14 protein-coding genes are annotated in these 20008 nt (G+C 60.5%); 4 read left to right on the plus strand and 10 right to left on the minus strand.

The window, feature by feature from the left end:
• The 4 genes from AS89_RS0109925 to AS89_RS0109940 are packed head-to-tail and all read right to left on the minus strand — an operon-like array spanning position 1 to position 2812.
• The gene (locus tag AS89_RS0109925; RefSeq protein WP_010132427.1) at positions 1-528 is read right to left on the minus strand and encodes a pilus assembly protein PilP; all 528 of its coding nucleotides are present in this window, start codon (positions 526-528) and stop codon (positions 1-3) included.
• A complete protein-coding gene (locus AS89_RS0109930) occupies positions 525-1145 on the minus strand; it encodes a type 4a pilus biogenesis protein PilO (RefSeq protein ID WP_010132429.1) in 621 nt (206 codons plus the stop codon). The genes AS89_RS0109925 and AS89_RS0109930 overlap by 4 nt, the downstream gene beginning before the upstream one ends.
• A 2-nt stretch (positions 1146-1147) precedes the next feature.
• Entirely contained in the window at positions 1148-1732 is a 585-nt protein-coding gene (locus tag AS89_RS0109935; protein ID WP_010132430.1) for a PilN domain-containing protein, read from the minus strand.
• 3 nt (positions 1733-1735) lie between these two features.
• Positions 1736-2812: a pilus assembly protein PilM gene (locus tag AS89_RS0109940; RefSeq protein WP_029249927.1), complete on the minus strand. Its 1077-nt coding sequence runs from the start codon at positions 2810-2812 to the stop codon at positions 1736-1738.
• Positions 2813-2967: 155 nt separating this feature from the next.
• Between AS89_RS0109940 and AS89_RS0109945 the strand changes: the two genes are divergently transcribed.
• Positions 2968-5658, plus strand: coding sequence for a penicillin-binding protein 1A (locus AS89_RS0109945; protein ID WP_010132432.1), 2691 nt, complete (start codon positions 2968-2970; stop codon positions 5656-5658).
• 91 nt (positions 5659-5749) lie between these two features.
• On the opposite strand, the gene AS89_RS0109950 is transcribed toward AS89_RS0109945, so the two are convergent.
• The 6 genes from AS89_RS0109950 to pilG all read right to left on the minus strand — a co-directional run bounded on the left by AS89_RS0109950 (position 5750) and on the right by pilG (position 17014).
• Positions 5750-6241, minus strand: a complete 492-nt coding sequence (locus AS89_RS0109950) for a chemotaxis protein CheW (RefSeq protein WP_010132434.1) — start codon at positions 6239-6241, stop codon at positions 5750-5752.
• Positions 6242-6296: 55 nt separating this feature from the next.
• Entirely contained in the window at positions 6297-12875 is a 6579-nt protein-coding gene (locus AS89_RS0109955; protein ID WP_010132435.1) for a hybrid sensor histidine kinase/response regulator, read from the minus strand.
• A gap of 133 nt (positions 12876-13008) precedes the next feature.
• Complete coding sequence (locus tag AS89_RS0109960; protein WP_010132436.1) at positions 13009-15186, minus strand: methyl-accepting chemotaxis protein; 2178 nt, start codon at positions 15184-15186, stop codon at positions 13009-13011.
• A gap of 268 nt (positions 15187-15454) precedes the next feature.
• Complete coding sequence (locus AS89_RS0109965; RefSeq protein ID WP_010132437.1) at positions 15455-15997, minus strand: chemotaxis protein CheW; 543 nt, start codon at positions 15995-15997, stop codon at positions 15455-15457.
• A gap of 18 nt (positions 15998-16015) precedes the next feature.
• A complete protein-coding gene (gene pilH / locus AS89_RS0109970; RefSeq protein ID WP_010132438.1) occupies positions 16016-16378 on the minus strand; it encodes a twitching motility response regulator PilH in 363 nt (120 codons plus the stop codon).
• Between the two features lie 240 nt (positions 16379-16618).
• A complete protein-coding gene (pilG, locus tag AS89_RS0109975) occupies positions 16619-17014 on the minus strand; it encodes a twitching motility response regulator PilG (protein WP_010132439.1) in 396 nt (131 codons plus the stop codon).
• A 375-nt stretch (positions 17015-17389) separates the two neighbouring features.
• On the opposite strand from pilG, the gene gshB reads away from it, so the two are divergent.
• The 3 genes from gshB to AS89_RS0109990 all read left to right on the plus strand — a co-directional run bounded on the left by gshB (position 17390) and on the right by AS89_RS0109990 (position 20001).
• The gene (gene gshB / locus AS89_RS0109980) at positions 17390-18346 is read left to right on the plus strand and encodes a glutathione synthase (RefSeq protein WP_010132441.1); all 957 of its coding nucleotides are present in this window, start codon (positions 17390-17392) and stop codon (positions 18344-18346) included.
• Between the two features lie 106 nt (positions 18347-18452).
• Positions 18453-19388 (plus strand): energy transducer TonB, encoded by a 936-nt coding sequence (locus tag AS89_RS0109985; RefSeq protein WP_010132442.1) that lies wholly within the window; start codon positions 18453-18455, stop codon positions 19386-19388.
• A 19-nt stretch (positions 19389-19407) separates the two neighbouring features.
• Complete coding sequence (locus tag AS89_RS0109990) at positions 19408-20001, plus strand: YqgE/AlgH family protein (RefSeq protein WP_010132443.1); 594 nt, start codon at positions 19408-19410, stop codon at positions 19999-20001.
• Positions 20002-20008 lie beyond the last annotated feature (7 nt).

Raw genomic sequence — 20008 nt, forward strand, 5'->3', positions numbered from 1 at the left:
TTAGTTGTCCTTATCTTCCAAAGTCAGTGCCCGCGGCCGCTCAATCCAGCCACCGGTGCCATCCGGCACAATTTCGAGTACATCGAGTTGTGACGACGAGGCGTTGACCACCCGCCCGTGGTTTTTACCCATGTAATTACCGATCGTGATGCGGTGAATGCCGCCATCACCATCATTGACCAACGCCCACAACTGGCCCCCTCTGGACAGGGTACCCACCATGGACAGCGCATCGAAGGGATAGCGCTCCAGCAGTTCTTTCTGCCGGTTGACGTCCGGCGCCACATCCAGTTTGCGCCCCACCAGACGCTGATCCGCTTCCAACATCGGGCGAATAAAGGGACTACGCATAGCAGCCGCGCTGTAGACATACGGGCTGTAAGGCGTAAATGTGGGGATCGGCTCAATCTGTCCTTTGGGCTTGTGCTTGACTGCTGCCATCTTCTGGCGCAGATCACCGTGGCTGCCGTCCAGGCTACAACCGGCGAGCGCCAGGACTGCCGCGGTCAGAGCGAAGTATTTTTTCATCCCTCTTCTCCCTGATCCTTATAGCGATAGGTCTTGGCACGCACCACCATATTCAGGAGTGCGGAGCTGTCTTTACTGGTACCGATTTCGAAGTCATGTAGGGTGACAATACGCGGCATGCCGGCGATACCGGAAATAAATGCGCCAAACTCGTGGTAGCCACCCTGCACCTCGATACGGATCGGCAGCTCTACATAGAACTCACCCACCTGCTCACCTTCCAGTGCAATCTTCTGGATCGTCAGACCGCTACCGCGACCGAACTCATCGATATCTTCCAGCAGGCCAGGCACTTCGGTGTCCTTCGGCAACTGCTTCAAAAGCGCGCCAAAGGTTTCTTCCATCTCGGCCAACTGCTCGCGATACGCATCGAGGTTTGCCGCCTCGAAAGACTTGCGCTCAAACTGGGTAAACAGCTCGCGCTCCTTGTTCGCGGCAAACTCCAGCTGGCCGTAGCGATCCTTGATCATGAAGAAGTAGCCGCCGCCGATTAGCACGGCGGAAATAATGACCAGCAAAGCCACACGCCCAGCGAGGGGCCAGACACCGACACGGGAAAAGTCGATATCATTGATATCCAGCTCATTGAGCTGTTTTAAAGTATCTTCAAGCGCCACGATTACGCTCCACTGTTGGCGCCGTCCTCGGCACCTTCTTCTTTTTTGCGGCCGCTAACACTGACCGTCATTTCAAACGCGCTGGCCTGCTCGCCGTACTCGGGCTTCGCCGTGACCCCGGTGAGGTTGGGCGACTGGAACCACTCAGACTGGTCCAGACTACGCATAAACGAGGACACCCGGTTGTTGGACTCGGCCATACCGGAAATCTGCAGAGTCCTGCCAGTGCGCTTCAGCTCGGTTAACCACAAACCTTCCGGGGCGGCACGTACCATCTCATCGAAGTAACGCACAGCCAGCGGACGGTTGCCCTGCAGCTCCTGAATCACGCGCATGCGGTCAATCAGCTCCTGGCGACGCTGCTTCAGCTCCTTGATTTCACGCACCTGCTTGTTCAGTGCGGCAATCTCGGTATTCAGCAGCTGGTTGCGCTCATTCTGATTGGCGATCTGTGCGTCGACGGTCTTCATCCACATGAACACCGACACTGCAGCAGCGGCCACCACCACAACGGCAACCTGCTGAAACTCTTTCTGCTTCTGCGCCCGGAACTCCTGGCGCCACGGGAGTAAGTTAATTTTTGCCATTGATCAGAACTCCCTTTCGCGCATGGCGAGGCCAGCAGCGATCATCAGGGACGGCGCCTCACTCACCAGAGCCTGGCGATTCACCCGGGACGCGACACTCATGTCCCGGAAGGGGTTGGCCACGAGTGTCGGCTTGTTAAGTTTTTCCCCAACCAGCTCGGCGAGCCCTTCCATGGCAGCAACACCGCCGCCCAGCAGGATGTAATCCACGTCGCTGTAGGAAGTTGAGGAGTAGAAGAACTGCAGGGAGCGCATGACTTGCTGCACCACCGCATCGCGGAAGGGCTCGAGCACTTCCGGGTAGTAATCATCGGGCAAGCCGCTGCCGCCCTGGCGCTTGGCCAGTGTGGCCTCTTCGGCGGACAGGCCATAGCGACGCTGGATCTCATCTGTCAGCTGGCGCCCGCCAAACAGTTGCTCACGGGTGTATACGGTGCGCCCGTCGACCATGACTGACAGCGCACTCATGGTCGCGCCAATGTCGATGACCGCGACCACCAGCTGCTCCTGCGCCGGGAACTGATTGTCCAGCAGGGTGTAGGCACGCTCAATGGCGTAGGCTTCTACATCCACCACCCCCGGCTGCAGCTCGGCTTCGCTCAGGGCAGAAACCCGCTGCTCCACGTTCTCACTGCGGCATGCGGCCAACAGCACCTCAACCTGCCCCTCCCCCTTGTCCGAGGGCCCCTGTACCTCAAAGTCGAGGTTTACTTCATCCAGGGGATAGGGGATGTACTGATCTGCCTCAAGCGCGATCTGGGCTTCCAGCGCGTCGTCGGAGAGGTCGGCCGGCATATCCAGGGTCTTGGTGATGACCGCAGAACCGGATACAGCCACCGCGGCCTGGCGCAGACGGGTCTTGGAACGACGCACGACCTTGCGGATGGCCTCGGCGATGGCACCGACATCATTGATGTTTTTATCCACTACCGCATTCGGGGGCAGAGGCTCGGCTGCATAGCTTTCCACCCGATATTTGTCGCCACTGCGACTCAGTTCGAGCAACTTGACCGAGGTGGAGCTAATATCGAGCCCAAGCATGGCTTTCGGGCCCTTATTGAGAAAAGGGAGCATCCCCATTTTTCTTATCTTTTCCGTGGGTTATGGAGGTTTGATGTTATAGCACTTTAAATTACCGTCGCAACCGCCTTTTGCATAGGTATCAGCGCACATTATTCGTATAATTGTCGAACAGTGCCGATATAATTGATTAAGACGTATACAGAAGCATTTCCATGACCGAAAAAGCCCGCAACCGCCTGTTGTCACTGCTGTGGCTGGCTCTGGCCGGTGCCGCCGCCGGCGCCATGGCGTTTTCCAGTATTTATCTGTACCTGAAACCGGGCTTGCCATCCGTGGAAACGCTGCGCGATATCCGCCTGCAGACCCCGCTGCGCATCTATTCCCGGGATATGAAACTGATTGGCGAATTCGGTGAAAAGCGCCGCAGCCCGATCACCATCGACCAGACCCCGGAGATGTTCATCAACGCCATTTTGGCGGCAGAAGACGACGGTTTCTACTCCCACAGTGGTGTTTCGATCAAAGGCCTGATGCGCGCCGCGCGCCAGCTGATAGCCAGCGGCTCTATCCAGTCGGGGGGCAGTACCCTGACCATGCAGGTGGCGCGAAATTTCTTCCTGAGCCGCGAACAGCGCTTTATCCGCAAGTTCAACGAGATCCTGCTCTCCCTGCAAATCGAACAGGAATTGAGCAAAGACGAGATTTTGGCGCTGTATATCAACAAGATCTTCCTCGGCAACCGTGCCTACGGTTTCCAGGCGGCAGCCCAGGTCTACTACGGCAAAGACATCAATGACCTGAACCTGGCCCAGTGGGCCATGATGGCGGGCCTGCCCAAGGCACCCTCGACCTACAACCCCATTGCCAATCCCTCCCGGGCGCTGGTGCGCCGCAACTGGATCCTCAAGCGCATGCTGGATCTGGGGCATATCGACCAGGACGAGTACAAGAACTCCATCACCGCACCGGTCACCGCACGCTTCCATGGGCGCGACCTGGATTTGAGCGCGCCCTACGTGGCGGAGATGGCGCGTAAAGAGGCCGTGGACCTGTTTGGCGACGCCGCCTACACCGATGGCTACCAGATCATTACCACGGTCGATAGCGGACTGCAGGACGCGGCGCGTAAAGCCTTGCAGCACGGGCTCGAGACCTACGATGGCCGCCACGGTTACCGCGGACCGGAGCAGCGCCTCGACGTGGAGCTGCTGGCGGACAACGATCAGCTGGTGGACCTGCTGAAGGAGATCCCGATACTCGGCGGCCTCGAGCCCGCGGTGGTCACCGCGGTCAATGCCCAGAGCCTGATGGTGCAACTGCGCGACCGCAGAGTGGTCGAAATTGCCTGGGAGAATGGCCTCAGCTCTATTCGCCCGTATATCTCCGAGAATGCCCGCGGTAAGCGACTGACTTCCGCTGAGGAAATGTTCGCGCCCGGCGATGTGGTGCGCCTGCGCCGTATCGTGATCAGTGCCGAGCAGGTAGCGGCGGAGCAGCAAGCAGCCCAGGAAGCCGCACTGGCCTCCGCGGCCGAAGCCCTGGCCGACACCAATATCACCGAAGACCCCTTCTCTACCCCGGAAGGACTGGCCAGCGAAGAGCCCGCAGAGGCGCCAGAGGCCCGCGAAGAGTGGCACCTTGCCCAGGTGCCCGCGGCTCAGGGCGCGCTGGTGTCGCTGGAACCGGAAGACGGTGCGATTCGCGCGCTGGTGGGCGGATACGACTTCCGCCAGAGCCACTTCAACCGGGTCACCCAGGCAGCACGTCAGCCGGGCTCCAGCTTCAAGCCGTTTATCTACGCGGCCGCGGTGGAAAATGGCTATACCGCAGCCAGCATCATCAACGACGCCCCGATCATCTTCGAGCAAACCAATCTTGAGGATGTGTGGCGCCCGGAGAACGATGGCGGAACCTTCCTCGGCCCGACCCGCTTGCGCAAAGCCCTGTATCTGTCGCGCAACATGGTCTCCATTCGCCTGCTGCAGGCACTGGGATTGGACCGAGCGCTGACCTACACCGAAGGGTTCGGCTTCGACCGCGCCAAGCTGGATCGCAACCTCTCCATTGCACTCGGCACTTCTGCGCTCACGCCGCTTGAAATGGTGCGCGGTTACGCGGCCTTCGCCAACGGCGGCTTCCGCGTGGAACCCTACCTGTTAGACCAGGTACTCGATGTGCATGGTGATACCGTCTACCAGGCACTGCCACTGACCGTGTGCCGTGACTGCCCGCTGCCAGGGGAATTACCTGCTGCAGAAGCGGAGCCCGTCGACCTGCAGTCCGTACAGCATGAGGCGGCGGCAGCCGCCCATGAAGAAGAACCGCTCGAACTGCGCACGCTGCCGGTAGCCCCGCTCAGCGCCGATGAGCAGGCCCGCCCCCGTGCGCCGCGTGCGATGGAGGCAGAAACCGCCTTCATCATGGACTCCATGCTTAAGGACGTGATCAAGCTGGGTACCGGCCGCAAGGCACTGGTCATGAAGCGCGGCGACATCGCCGGTAAGACCGGTACCACCAACGGCCCACGCGACGCCTGGTTCTCCGGCTACAGCCCGCATTTGGCCACCAGCACCTGGGTAGGTTTTGACGACAACACACCGATTGGTCGCAACGAATACGGTGGCTCAGCGGCATTGCCCATCTGGATCGACTTCATGTCAGCGGCCCTTGATGGCCTGCCGGAGCGCCACTTGCCGCAACCGGAAGACATCGTCACCACGCGCATCAATCCGCGCACCGGTATGCGCACATCCCGCGGCGGTATATTTGAGATATTCCGCGCCAACCGGGTGCCCGGCCGCGAGACTTATAGCAATTACCCATCGATCTACTCCGACGGCCCGAGCAATCCAGCTAACGGCGACAGCCAGTCGCAGGAGTCAGTGCCCGAAGAGCTGTTCTGACGGTAACTGTCACCGGACCAATAAAAAACGCCGCCCTTGGGCGGCGTTTTTTATTCGCTGCGAACACGACCGTATGACCGGCCGTCGGCAGCTAGCGCGAACTGCGATAGTCGAGACAGGCTTCTTCCAGGGTACCCAGGTCGGGGATGACTGCCGCCTCACCGGTGACCGAGACGTGCATCAACTCACCCATGGCACACTCACCCTCGCGCCCGGCGAGATCGGTGGGGGTCACACGCACCAGGCGTGGTGTACCTTGCAAGACAATCGCAAAAAATGGCAAGTCGCCATCCGGGTTGCCGCTGCTGAGTACCGCGATCCGGCAGTTACTGCGCAGCACCGGCATCGGGTTGCCGCGCATTACCTCAAAAGAAACCAGCGGCAAGCGTAGCTCACGCCAGTGCAGCTCACCCATGTACCAGTCCGGCGCATCAAACGCGGATACCGGGCTCTGCAGGGCGATAATTTCAGACAGTGTGTCTACCGGCACCAACAACTGGCCATCCGCCAGCGGCAACAGCAGGCTGCTGACCTCACTCGGGACCTCGGTGTTCGGCAGGGTCTCTACGCCATTTCCACTCATGCTGTGTACGCTCCACCACCTAGCGTGGCTGCAAAATTCTCATTCACGGCGGCCATCAGGTATCCGCCTTTGCCTCGGTAAAGTCGCGAATCGCCTCCAGCAGGATCTCTTCCTGATACGGCTTACCCAGGTAGTGGTTCACCCCCAGGGACAGCGCGTGATCGCGGTGCTTCTTACCGGTACGCGATGTAATCATGATGATCGGGATGTCCCGTAGACGGCTGCTGGAACGCATGTTGCGCGCCACCTCAAAGCCATCCATACGCGGCATTTCGATATCCAACAGCATCACATCGGGGATGACATCCTGCAGCTGGATAATCGCGTCCTGCCCATCCTTCGCAGTAATCACCTGGAAGCCTTCCCGCTCCAGGAAGCGCGTGGTGACCTTGCGTACGGTTACCGAGTCATCCACCACCATGACCAGTTTCTGGGTCTCTGGCTCTTCCCGCGTGCTCACGCTAGGCGCCTCTTCCAGCAACGGCGTTTCCGGGCGCGCCAGTTGCGCGGAGTGTTTGCGCAGCAGTGCGTGCGCATCGAGGATCACCACCACGGTACCATCACCGGTAACCGTCGCACCGGAGACGCCCTGCACACCGGCAAACTGCGGCCCCAGGCTCTTCACCACAATCTCGCGACTGCCGAGGATTGCATCCACCTGCAGCGCCATCGCGGTGTTATCGGAGCGCACCAGCAGTACCGGCATCTGCATGTCCTCAACCGCCAGACGCGGCTGTGCGGAAGACTGCAGCAGACTGCCGAAATAATTTACCTGGTAAGGCTCGCCGGCGTACTCAAAGCGGGCTTCCGGGGTGCGGTAGTAGTGCTCCAGCTCAAACGGGCTCAGACGCACGATGCCTTCGATGGTGTTTAGCGGCATGGCGAACAAGTCTTCACCCACCTTCACCATCAACGCGCGGTTGACCGACACCGTAAACGGCAGGCGCACCACAAACTCAGTCCCCTGGCCCGCTTGCGAGCCGATTGTGACCGAGCCACCGATCTGCTTGATCTCGGCGGAGACCACGTCCATGCCCACGCCGCGTCCGGAAATCTGAGTGACCTGATCCGCGGTACTGAAGCCAGCGTGCAGGATGAACTGCATGATTTCATTGTTGGACAGCTCTGCGTCCGGGCGCATGAGGCCGCTCTCAATCGCCTTTTCGCGCACCCGCATCAGGTTGATACCAGAACCATCGTCACTGATGGTCAGCACCACCTCACTACCCTCGCGGGCAACGGCAACCGCAATGCGGCCGCGCTCTGGTTTGCCGGCGTCGCGACGCTCCTGCGGGGATTCAATACCGTGGTCCACCGCGTTCCGCAGCATATGCTCAAGCGGTGCCACCATACGCTCCAGCATGGAACGATCCAGCTCACCTTCCACGTTGGAGAACACCAGATCCACCTGCTTACCGAGTTCGGCACTGACCTGACGCACGATGCGGCGCAAGCGCGGCACCAGGCGTGAGAAAGGTACCATGCGGCTGCGCATCAGACCTTCCTGCAGCTCGGTATTTACCCGCGACTGCTGCAGCAGCAAAGTCTCGGTGTCCCGGGCCTTGTTACCCAGGGTCTGGCGCAACTCCAGCAAATCCGAAGTGGACTCAAGCAAAGAGCGTGACAGCTGCTGGAACGACGAGTAACGGTCCATTTCCAGCGGGTCAAAATCCACATCCTGTTCTGCCAGCTGCTCCTGACGGAACTGGATCTGCGCCTCGGTTTCCTTATCCAGGCGGCGCAGCTGTTCATTCAGGCGCGACAGGGTGGAATCCATTTCATCCAGGGCCAGGCCAAACTCACTGACCTGCTCTTCCAGACGGCCACGGGAAATCGATGTCTCACCGGCGAGGTTTACCAGCTCTTCCAGTAGCTCGGAGGCAACCCGCACCATTTCCTGGGGCTGGTTGCGCGGCTGGCCACCATCGCGCTCGCCAACATTTTTCGATTTGCGCACGAAGGGCAGTACATTGCTGCCGCTTGCCGCCGGCGCAACGTCGGTCGGCTCGACCACCGCTGGCGGAGTATCCACAGTCGCGGAAGCCGGCGCCTCGACAACCGGGGCCTGTTCAATTTCAGCCGCTGGTACGTCGACTGCAGTGTCAATCGCAGTATCTACAGCGACCGTCTCTTCGCCGGCTGGCGCCGCATCGGTGCCCACAGCGTGCGCGTCAGCCCACTGGGTCTCCAGCAGGGCACAGAATGCCGGCAATTCATCACCGCCCATCCACGCCTGCACGGTTTCAACACCCGCCGCGAGTCGGTCGTAGATGCCGTGCGCATCGGCAAAGAAACTTGCTGCCGGCGCACTGCCGCTCTGCATATTTTCAATCACGGTCTCGAAGCGGTGGGCAACCTCACCCAGACCCATGAGCGCCGCCATGCGCGCGCCACCCTTGAAGGTGTGCAGCACACGTTTCAGGGCTTCAGGCATGGCGTTGTCGCCCGGAGACTGCTCCCAGTTCTGGATCAGCTCTTCCAGTTCGTCCATCAGATCGGACGCTTCCTCGAGGAACACCTCGACCACATCCGGGTCGATATCGGCCAACAGCGCGCGTTGCGCATCGGTCATCTCACCGGCTGGCGCCTGTGGCGCCGCAACCTCAACATTCGGCGCAGCAGTGGGCTCCGCCGGGGTCACGGGCGGCTCGGCCATCAGTCGCTCGACCACGTCACGCCCTTCCGGCGCGGTGAATTCCGGCTCCGTTGTTTGCTCTGGTGCCAGCTCGGCTTCCGAGACCAGCTCGGGCTCCAGCACCAACTCAGGCTCCAGCACCAACTCGGACTCAAGGGCCTCGAAGGCAGCCGGTGCGGCTACGTCCTGCTCATCGGCAGACAGTTCGGATTCCAGCCACTCAACGGTCAGCTCGCGCTCACCCTCGACTACGCCGGCACTATCGATGACATCATCTGCATTAATTTCAAGCTCGGCAGGCGCATCGGCGATCACACTCTCGCTGGCCAAATCGTCTGCAGCCTGTTCTTCCGCAACCAGGTCGTCAAAGCCCAATTCGCCCAGGTCATCCGCCTGCGCTTCGGCACCAGCAGCAACCTCCGTCTCGGCTTCTGCTTGCGCGGCAACAGTTACTGCCGTGTCATCGAAAACGAATTCGCTGGCATCAATACCAAACTCTGCGAGGTCGATATCTTCCTCTTCACCGCTGTCATCCCCCTGTGCCAGCGCGCGCAGGGCCTCGCCCACAGCGTCGCTTACCTGGGGCAGATCGGTTGATGCTGCGACAGCATCGACCAGGTCCAGCAGCTCATTGTGGCCCTGCTCGAGGGATGCCCACAGCGCGGGTTCCTCTTCCAGGTGACCGTCGATCACCTGGCGATAGACGGCCAGCAACAGGTTCGCCAGCTCCTGCAGCGTGGGTAACTGGGCTTGGCCAGCGGCCTGCTGCAGAACGTCGAGCTCTTCTGCAACCGGCAAAATAATCGATCGATCACCGGGGGCAGCGCGCCAGCGATTCAGCATCTCATCCGCGTCCAGCAGCACTTTCATGCCATCGGCCATGATCACCGCCAGCAGCTGCGGATCCACGGCTTTCGGTTCGTTGGCCTCGCGCTCGCGAATCAGGTGGCCAACGGCGCGTTCCTGCAGTTCCGCTACCCGCGCCACGAACTGATCGCTGCGCTCAACGTGCAGCGGCTCGCGACGGTAAATCTGCTGCAGCACCTCACGCACATAGCTGGCGCCATCGCTGATCAGGTCATAGGTGTCGCTATCAATCGCCACCTGGTAAGTGCGCAACTCCTTGGCGAAGCGCTCAAGCGGCGCCATGAGTTCAGCCACCTGGGTAACTTCCGCCATGTGGGCAGAGCCTTTCAGGGTGTGCAGGGCGCGGTGCAGCGGGTCAGACGGAACGTCGTAGACCGGCGCCTGGCGCTGCATCTCGGCAAGGAATTCCGCCACCGTGGCCAGATGGGTTTCCGCTTCCTGCGCGAAGATTTCCCACAGCTGTGCATTTTCATCCACTTCAAGCGGCGCATCGTCGTTGACGGCTGGCGCCGGGGCGGCCAGCTCGTCCGTGCCGGCAGCGTCAGACGACAGCATTGCCTGCGGCACTTCACCTTGGGAAAGCTGTTTCGCCCAACCCTCCAGCTCTGCCGTGCGTGCCGGGTCCGGGTCACCGGTACGGGTGCGGAAGCCATCGACCATCGACGGCAGTTTGGCGAGCACCATCTCGATCAGGGTGACATGGGCGCGCACCGGCGAGACGGTTTCATCCAGCACCCGGTTGAGCATGTTTTCCACGGCCCACGACAGCTCACCGACTTCCATCGCCTCGACCATGCGGCCGGAGCCCTTCAGGGTGTGGAAGCCACGGCGGAATTCCACCAGCGAGTCGCGATCGCCAAAATTGGCGGCCCACAGGGGGAAGTAGTGGTTGATGGTCTCGAGCACCTCACCGGCTTCCTCGAGGAAAATCTCGACGATTTCATCGTCGATGATGCTGGTATCGTCATCATCTTCCAGCGGAGACAGGGTTGCCGCGGGTTGTTCCACCGCCTGTGCGCTTGGCGCAGCGGCGGAATTAATTTCGGATGAGGTTTCGCTAGCGGTGTCAGTGGCCGCCGCCGGGTCCGCGCCCTCCTCGGCAAACCAGCTCTCTTCGATTAGTGACGGTGCTTGTTGATCGGCAGTAGCGGCGTCTTCGCCGGTGAGTGAGGCGCTCTCGCCATCGCCCGCAGCCGAGGCTTCTCCGCTCAGGCTTCCCGCAAGCGCTGCCAGCGGGTCGGCATCGAGCTCAGGCGCGCTTGCAGATACAGCTGCTTCCTCTTCCGGTTCGAGATCGAGCTCAAACCCATCCAGGGCCTGCTCTTCCTCGTCGGCAACCGGTGCGGCGACCGGCGCAACAGAATCCGTGGCGGTTTCTGCAGGCAGTTCAAGGCTGTTGAGGGCGTCGCTATCGGCACCATCGGTGGTCGCGGCGAACACATCCCCTTCGGAGACTGCATAACCGAGAGTGGCAACACTCTCTTCCGCCAGTGCCAGCAGCATGTCGGCATCTTCGATGCCATCGGCACGGCGCTCAAGGTAATACTCAACACTGGTTACCGCATCGGCCAGCGTGTCCAGTAGTTTCCAATCGGGCTGGTCGCCGGCATTGATCAACCGCTCTTCGATATAACTACGGCACGCACCGACAATTTCAGCAGCGCGTCCATAGCCCACCATTTCCAGGCCGCCACAGACTTCCTGCAGGCGCTTGGGCACCGAGGCGAGATGCCCGGCATCCCAATGGCTGGCGATGTACTCCACCACCGCTTCCTTAACATTTTCCAGGCCGATGCGCGCTTCGCGCAGTACCTGTTCGGTAGCCTCGCCCATCAGCGGCGATTCGCTATCGACCTTGCGATCCCGTTCCGCCGCGGCGGCCAGGCCCGAGTCGAGCTGCACCAGCTCGGATGCGGCCTGCATCAACAGGTCGTCGGGTGCCGCACTGCGCGAGGCGTCGCGCAGGTATTCGTAAATACTGCGGGCGCGGGTACGCTGGTTTTCCAGCCCCAACACACCCAGGGTGTCGGCAATTCGCTTGGCCACCACCGCAGTGTCGGAAAGCGGCGCACGCTCGGTGGTGCTGATACTCGGGTCGAGTGCTTCACGCACACTGCCCAGTTCTTCACGCAGTGCCGCCACCGCGGTGCCCATCGCCTCTGGCCCCATGGCCAGGGCATCTTCGTTGTCCGGGCGCGGCGTGCCGGGCACTGCGCGGTCCAACGCAAACTTCTGGTACAGCGCGGCGGTGCGCGGGCCATTCGGGCCGCTCAGGTAAACGTAAAACAGGAGGTTGCGGATGAGGTCGCGGTCCGGGCGCACATCGAGAACGCGCGCACCCTGCCCCGCGAGCAGGCGGAATTCGACATCGATACGGCGCAGCAACTGGCGCAGCGCCGGCAAAACATTTACCCGGTGGTCCGCGATGCCCTCGAGCAGCCCCTGCACGATTTCCCACAGGTGTTGGCGCTGGCTGCCGCTGTACAGCAGCGCCATTTTTTCACTGACCTTGCCCAGGTAAGCGAGGCTTTCACCGCTGTTCACATCGCGGATCAGGCTGGCGGCGGCCACGTGATACATCTTGCGCAGCTTGGTTACCAGCTCCTGCAGTTTTGCCGTATTACCCAGCAGCGGCTGGCGCTGGCCGCTGGCGTGCTCCAGTGCGGAAAGGTCCGGGGAGAACAGCGCACCTTCGGTAATCAGGCGCTCGCGGCGCACCGCGCGCAAGTCATTCAACAGCGGCAGCAGCAGCACCGCATTATCGCGACGCTGGAAGGCAATTTTTTCCAGGTAGAGGGGTAATTCCAGCAGCGCACGCATGAGGAACTCACGCGTTTCATCGCTGTTCTCGACTTCGCCGCTGGCGAGGGCCTGCACCAGCTGCTCCATCTCTTCGGCGAGCATCGCGGCACCGGTCAGCTCCGCCATATGCAGGCTGCCGTGCACCTGGTGAATCAGGCTGAGGCAATTCTTCAGCAGGCTATCCGCAGCGCTGGCGGCATCACTGGAGGGGTCGGAAGCGGCGGAATCCGAGGCAAATGTTTCCAACTGCTGGCGAGCCTGAGCCAGCGTCTCGTTGATTTCGCCTATCAGCCAATCCAGGGCCACAAAATTGGGATTGTCGTGACTCACGCCAAGTCCTCGGTAATTCAATTTGCCCGCCCGGCAACGGATCTCAGGGAGCCTCCCGTCGCGAGCTGCTTTACACCCTCACCAATTGCACGGTGAGGGCGTCCGCTTTGTCGTTATCAGAATATGCGGTAAATCAGGCCAGAGCCCGGTCTTCACGCTCTTCTTGAGAAAGTGCGGCGAGGCCATCTTCGTCGGCCATGGCGCCCTCAAGGGATTCGTCATCCAGCATCGGAAATTCTTCAGACAGCTGTGCCAGATCGCTATCGTACAGATCGCCTTCCGCCTCCACGTCGTCTGCCTGCGGCAGTTTGAAGCCGGCAACAGAGTCGCGCAGGCTGGATGCGGTCTGGGCCAGGTTACCAATGGACTGTGCGGTGGCCTGGGTACCGGCGGAAGTCTGCGAGGTAATTTCCTGAATCACGTTCATCGTGTTGGAGATGTGACCCGCGGACGAGGCCTGCTGGCGTGCCGCGTTGGAGATGTTCTGAATCAAGGATGCGAGGTTGGTGGATACCGTTTCGATCTCCTCCAGGGCAACACCCGCGTCCTGCGCCAGGCGAGCACCGCGCACCACCTCGGTGGTGGTGGATTCCATCGAAACTACCGCTTCGTTGGTGTCCGACTGAATCGCTTTTACCAGGCCTTCAATCTGCTTGGTTGCCGCAGCGGAACGTTCCGCGAGGCGCTGTACCTCGTCCGCAACCACCGCGAAGCCTCGACCCGCGTCACCGGCCATAGAGGCCTGGATCGCGGCGTTCAGTGCGAGGATGTTGGTCTGGTCCGCAATGTCGTTAATCAGACTTACGATGTCACCAATCTCTTGGGAAGATTCACCCAGTCGCTTGATTCGCTTGGAGGTATCCTGAATCTGTTCGCGGATGGTATCCATGCCCTTGATGGTGTTCTGTACCACCTTGGCACCGTTACTTGCGATCTGTACCGAGCGTTCTGCTACCTGGGCAGATTCCGCGGCGTTCGCAGATACCTGATCAATGGTCACCGCCATTTCGTTCACCGCCGCGGATGCACCGGCAATCTCCTGCGCCTGGTGCTCAGAGGCCTCGGCGAGGTGCAGGGCGGTCTGCTGGGTTTCCTGAGACAGTGAGGATACTTCCTGCGCAGTGCCGTTGATTCGGGATACCAGTACCCGCAGCTGGTCAATGGTGTAGTTAATAGAGTCCGCAATCGCACCGGTGAAGGCCTCGGTCACCGTTGCGGAGGTGGTCAGGTCACCGTCTGCAAGGTCGGCCAGCTCGTCCAGCAGCTGCATAATCGCCTGCTGGTTACGCTCGTTGGTTTCGGATTCTTCTTTCAGGCTTCGACGTGCGCCGGAGAATGCGGTGACCATCATGCCGAAAATCAGCAGCACGAAAACACCGGCAATAATGGCAATGGTTTGGTTGTTCGGCTGACGCTCACTGGACAGGCTAACAATCCGGTCGTTCAGAGTAGACAGGGCTTCCAGCAGCTGCGGGGAAGAGGTGGCAATACCGTCCGCGGCCTGACGGGTCGCAAACAGGGCCGGCGTCGCTTCGAAAATTTCGCGTACGGAAGAACTTACGAATTCGAACAGTTCAGTAATTTCTTCCAGGGACTCACGGGCCTCGCTGTCGGTAACGCGGGAGATACCCATCACCACGTCACCACCCTTCATACCGTCTACCACTTTACCGAACAGGCTGGCATCGGTGTTGAACTGGTCTGCCGCGGCTTCCGCATCGTCACCACCCTGCAGCATCTTATCGATGTTTCGACCGATACGTTCCGCACGCCATACCTGCAGCTGGGCCTGCTCTACCTGGTTGGCCGGAGCGTTGTTGGCCAGCAGGATTTCCACGATGTTGTTGTGCTCTGCCTGCAGTTCCGGCAGCGAGTCGTTCAGGGTGCTCGCCACGTCGTTCAGGAAGATAATGGAATCTTTATTACCGATAATGGTGTCGGCCTGTTCGCGCATCTGGCGCCAGACCTGGCCATAGGCACCCAGTTCAGCCTCCAACGCGCGGCGGCTTCCCGGGTCCATGCCCTGCAGACCGCTCCAGGTTGCAGCCATCTGGTTCACAACCTGCTCCAGGTCCGCAAACGCCTGCTCGTCGCCCGCGGTAGCGGCCGGTGCGTAGGACACCAGCTGGTAAGAAAGAGCGCGCATCTCCGCTACGTCTTCCAGGTACGTCTGATCCCGGTCAGCGTGGCTCTGCACCAAATAGATGCTGACGATCAGCCCCGCCAGTGTGGCGAGTACCAAGAAAAACATAAACAGCGCGGCAGGGTTACTGCGCAACGCGGAAAATGAATTCTGGGAGCCTGTTTTCATAATTTACTCCTGGCGGACCTGTGCCTCAGGCCAATTCTTGTTTTCACCACTTATTGAGGCCCACTGGCCTCACAACCCCAACTGCCCGCAATGCGGACATCCCCAATACCGGCCACGGCCGACTACGGTTCGCGACCGACACCCGCTGCCGCAGCAGCATCAGGGCCGGACACTGATATGACGTACGGACGCTGCCGCACCTCATTGACCCGCCAGGGCGAGTCGACGCAGACACGAGGCCTACGCCTGTAACGCAGAATGCCGCGACTCAGTGAGCCGCGGCATCCGCAAATTGAAAATCGTTTATCAGCGCCTGCAGATCGAACACCAACCAGCGCCCCTGCTGCAGCACAAACTGGCCGCTCACCATGGGCGCAAAGGGTTCCGAGAGATCTGCGGGCGGCATCTGCCCATATTCCAGCGCCAAGTGTTGCATACCATGCAACTCATCGACGATCAGGCCGGCATAGAGCTTTTCGTGCTCCAACACCAGCACACGACGATTCTGGCGCGAGCTGGCGAGGTGACCACCAAAGAAAGCGGCCATATCAAACAGCGGCAACAGGCGACCACGCACATTGGCCACACCGCGCACCCACGGCTGAACCCCGGGGATAAAGGTGTACTGGGGAACCTCAAGCAGCTCCACCACGTCCTCCATGGCGGCCACGAAGCGCTGACCCAGCAGAGAAAACCCAATGCCCGTCCAGTAGGGTTTGATTTCCTGACGGGCGGGCAGCCCCTTAGCCTGCGCCTTGGCGCGGTTGGCAATATCGACGAGCGCGAGATACGGGGTAAGCGTTGGTTGCACGGAGACTCAACGTCGGCCTCAGGCCAACACCTCCGCGATAGTACCCAGCAGCTTGCCCTCGTCGACCGGCTTGGTCAGGTAGGCACTGGCGCCCTGACGCATACCCCAGACACGATCAGTGTCCTGGTCTTTGGTCGTCACGATGACGACGGGAATGCCAGCGGTCTCGCCACCTTTACTCAGCTGACGGGTAGCCTGAAAACCATTCAGGCCCGGCATTACGATATCCATCAGAATAACGTCGGGGCGCTGTTCACGCGCCACGTCCACACCGCTCTCGCCATTGGTGGCGGTCAGCACGGCGTGACCGTTCTTCTCAAGCATGGTGGTCAGTTTGTGAGTTTCGGTTGGCGAGTCATCGACGATTAGCACTCTGGCCATCTGGTCCCCCGAGATAGTGTTGTCCACTCCGGCCATCGCAATTTTACCGGGCGGATGTTGTTGGCACTGGCCACCCCCACTAGCGGAGCGCGGCCATACGCTTTGTTATTTATTGCAAACGACGCTGACATTTACGACATTCGATCATCTTTGGGATCGTTGACCTGCATCAGCGTGGCTGGACGCAATAGTCTACGCCATTTCTGCCAAGGGTTTCACGCCCTGAATGAGAAGTTATTCTCAGGCAGCGTGATGCGGCTTGGCATGGGCGGAAATTGCGCCCAGAAGTTCGCTTTTGCTGAACGGCTTGGTCAGATACTGATCGCAGCCGACCACGCGCCCCTTGGCCTTGTCGAACAGGCCATCCTTACTGGACAGCATCACGACAGGTGTACTGCGGAATTCGCTGTTGTTTTTGATCAGCGCACAGGTCTGATAACCGTCCAGGCGCGGCATCATGATATCTACAAAGATAATGTCCGGACGTGAATCGGCGATCTTCGCCAGTGCATCGAAACCGTCGGTGGCGGTAACGACCGCGCAACCGGCTTTTTGTAGCAACGTTTCTGCTGTGCGACGAATGGTTTTACTGTCGTCGATCACCATCACGGTGAGACTTTCCCAGTTGAGCTCCATAGTGTGTTCCCAAATCCCCTTCTACTTATTTTCAGGCGTCTCGGCCATGAGCCCGGGCCTGTCTTTACAACCTCATTACGGGGTCCGATCGTTGCTGCGAACAGCCACCTGGGGAGGGTTTACGCTCTTGCGCGAACCCAGTGACCGGCGGACGCAGATCAGATGCAAACTTGTATCACAGATGAACAGGTGAATCTAGCGACGTCCGAGTGTGGCAGCGCACAATGGTCATTTTGTGAGCGGTGCCGCACTTTACCTGCCGGCGTATCCGCACCGGCAGCTTGCAGACTGGGGGCACTACTCTTACCTTACCCGTTGCGCAGCCATCCAGTGTTGGCGCGCCCCACCCAGCAAGTTCAGTTTGACGGACATTCTATGAGCCAGACTCTCGGCGTGGTCATGGACCCCATTGCCAATATCAACTTCAAGAAAGACACCTCCCTGGCCCTGCTGCTCGCAGCCCAGCGCGCAGGATTCGAGCTGTATTATTTTGAACAGGCAGACCTGTATCTGGATGGCGCAAAGCCGATGGGCAACGGCGCACCGCTGCAGGTGTTCGCGGACCCAGAAAAATGGTTCGAGCTCGGTGAGCGCAAACCGGTACACCTGGGCGATCTGGATGTACTGCTAATGCGCGTGGATCCGCCATTCGACAATGAATACATCTACGCAACCTATATTCTCGAAGCCGCTGAGCGCGCCGGCACCCTGGTGGCCAACAAGCCGCAGTCTCTGCGCGACTGCAACGAAAAGATTTTCGCCACCCACTTTGCCGACTGCATCCCGCCGCTGATCGTCAGCCGCGACATGCAGCAACTGCGCGAATTCCACCGCGAACACGAGGACGTGATCTTCAAGCCTCTCGACGGCATGGGCGGCACCGGCATCTTTCACGTAAAGCCGGACGGCGGCAATATTGGAGCGATTCTCGAGACGCTCACCGACAACGGCCAGCGTCAGATCATGGGGCAACGCTACATCCCCGAGATTAAAGACGGCGACAAGCGCATTCTGGTTGTGGACGGCGAACCGGTGCCGTATAGCCTGGCGCGCATCCCGCAGGGCGGCGAAACCCGCGGCAACCTCGCAGCAGGTGGCCGCGGCGAGGCGCGCCCGCTCAGTGAGCGGGATTTGGAAATTGCCCGCCGTGTCGGCCCCACCCTGAAGGAAAAAGGATTGCTGTTTGTCGGCCTCGACGTGATCGGTGATTATCTCACCGAAGTCAATGTGACCAGCCCCACCTGTGTGCGAGAAATTGACGATGCCTTCGGCACCGACATTGGCGGCATGCTGATGCGCGCGATCACAGACCGATTGGCAAAAAAGGGATAAACTGCCCAGCGAATGGTTCAGCACCCGGCCCGCAACACGCAATCGGGCCGATGGGTGCTGGCATTGAGCAGAAGTAACCGCAACCGCAGTAACAACAATAACCAAAATGACCGCAGCTCCCAGCCAGCCCAAGCGCCAGACTCCGCCAACCGCCCCGGGCAACCCGTCGTCCCAGGGCGACCGATTTACCTTTGCCCTGTTTCTGGCCTGCGCCCTGCACGCCCTGTTGATATTCGGCGTGGCGTTTACGGCGCCAGAGGCCAGCGAGGCACCGCCGACTTTGGAAGTGACCCTGGCGCAGCACCGCTCCATGGAAGCCCCGGAAGACGCCGACTACCTGGCGCAGCACAATCAGCAAGCCAGCGGCACCGCGGAAACCCCCAAGGAACTGTCGACCGACCGACACGCGGAAATCGCGGACACCAGCATTCGGCAGGTCAATCCGCTGCCCCAGCAACAGGCCGCTCGCCCGGCAGATCAGCTGCGCCAGCTGATTACCACCATCGGTGACAGCCCCACGCAGGCACCGGAGCTTCCCGCCGAGGACAAGCGCTCGGAAGAAAAGCAGGGCGACGCACCTTCCGACCTGCCGCCGAGCAACCCGGAGATCGCCAGCCTGCAGGCGCGCCTCGACAAGATTCGCCAGACCATTGCCCAGCGCCCGCGGGTACGCCGCCTCACTTCCGTAGCCACCAAGGCCTCCCCGGATGCGACCTACCTGCACGACTGGCGCCAAAAGGTGGAAGCGGTCGGCAATGACAACTTCCCCGAGGAAGCCCTCAGCCGGCAGATCACCGGCGACCTGCGCATGATGGTGCGCTTGCTGCCCACCGGCGCGGTCGAAGAAGTGGTCATTCTGGAGTCCTCCGGTGAGCGCATCCTCGATGATGCCGCGCAACAGATTGTGCGCCTGGCGGCACCGTTCGCACCCTTCCCCGCGGAGATTCGCCAGCAGGCAGACCGACTGGAAATCATCCGCACCTGGCGCTTTGAAATGACCGGCTTCTCCACCGCCGCCAGTAAAACTCCCAGCCGCGGCTAACAGCCTCTAAACTAGCACCATGCAACCCACAAACACCGACAAGATCGACAGCGATCTCACCAGTAACAGCCTGCGCGGCCAACTGCTACTGGCGATGCCCGGCATGCAGGACCCGCGCTTTGTGCATGCAGTCGCGTTTATTTGCGAGCACAGCGCTGACGGCACCATGGGTGTAGTCATCAACGCACCGAGCAAGGTGACCTGGAAGGAAGTGTTCTCCCAACTGGCACTCGACGACATCAGCCTACGGGGTGATGAGCCGGTACTGGTGGGCGGCCCGGTGGCCCAGGAACAGGGATTTGTGTTGCACGGCCGCGGCATGCAGTTCGCCTCTACCGCCGAGGTTTCTGAAGAAATCAGCCTGACCGCCTCCAAAGACATCATTGAATCGCTCGCCGCTGGCCGCGGACCTGACGATGTGCTGCTGGCACTCGGCTACGCCGGCTGGGGCCCCGGGCAACTCGAACAGGAAATTGCTGAAAACGCCTGGCTGACACTGCCGGCATCCGCCGAGATCCTGTTTGCCACCCCCTGGGAAAAACGCTGGCAGGCCGCCGCCGCACGCCACGGCATTGACTTGAGCGGGATCGGCACCCAGTCTGGCCACGCCTAGGTTTACC

Source organism: Microbulbifer agarilyticus S89 (assembly GCF_000220505.1).
GTDB lineage: Bacteria > Pseudomonadota > Gammaproteobacteria > Pseudomonadales > Cellvibrionaceae > Microbulbifer > Microbulbifer agarilyticus_B.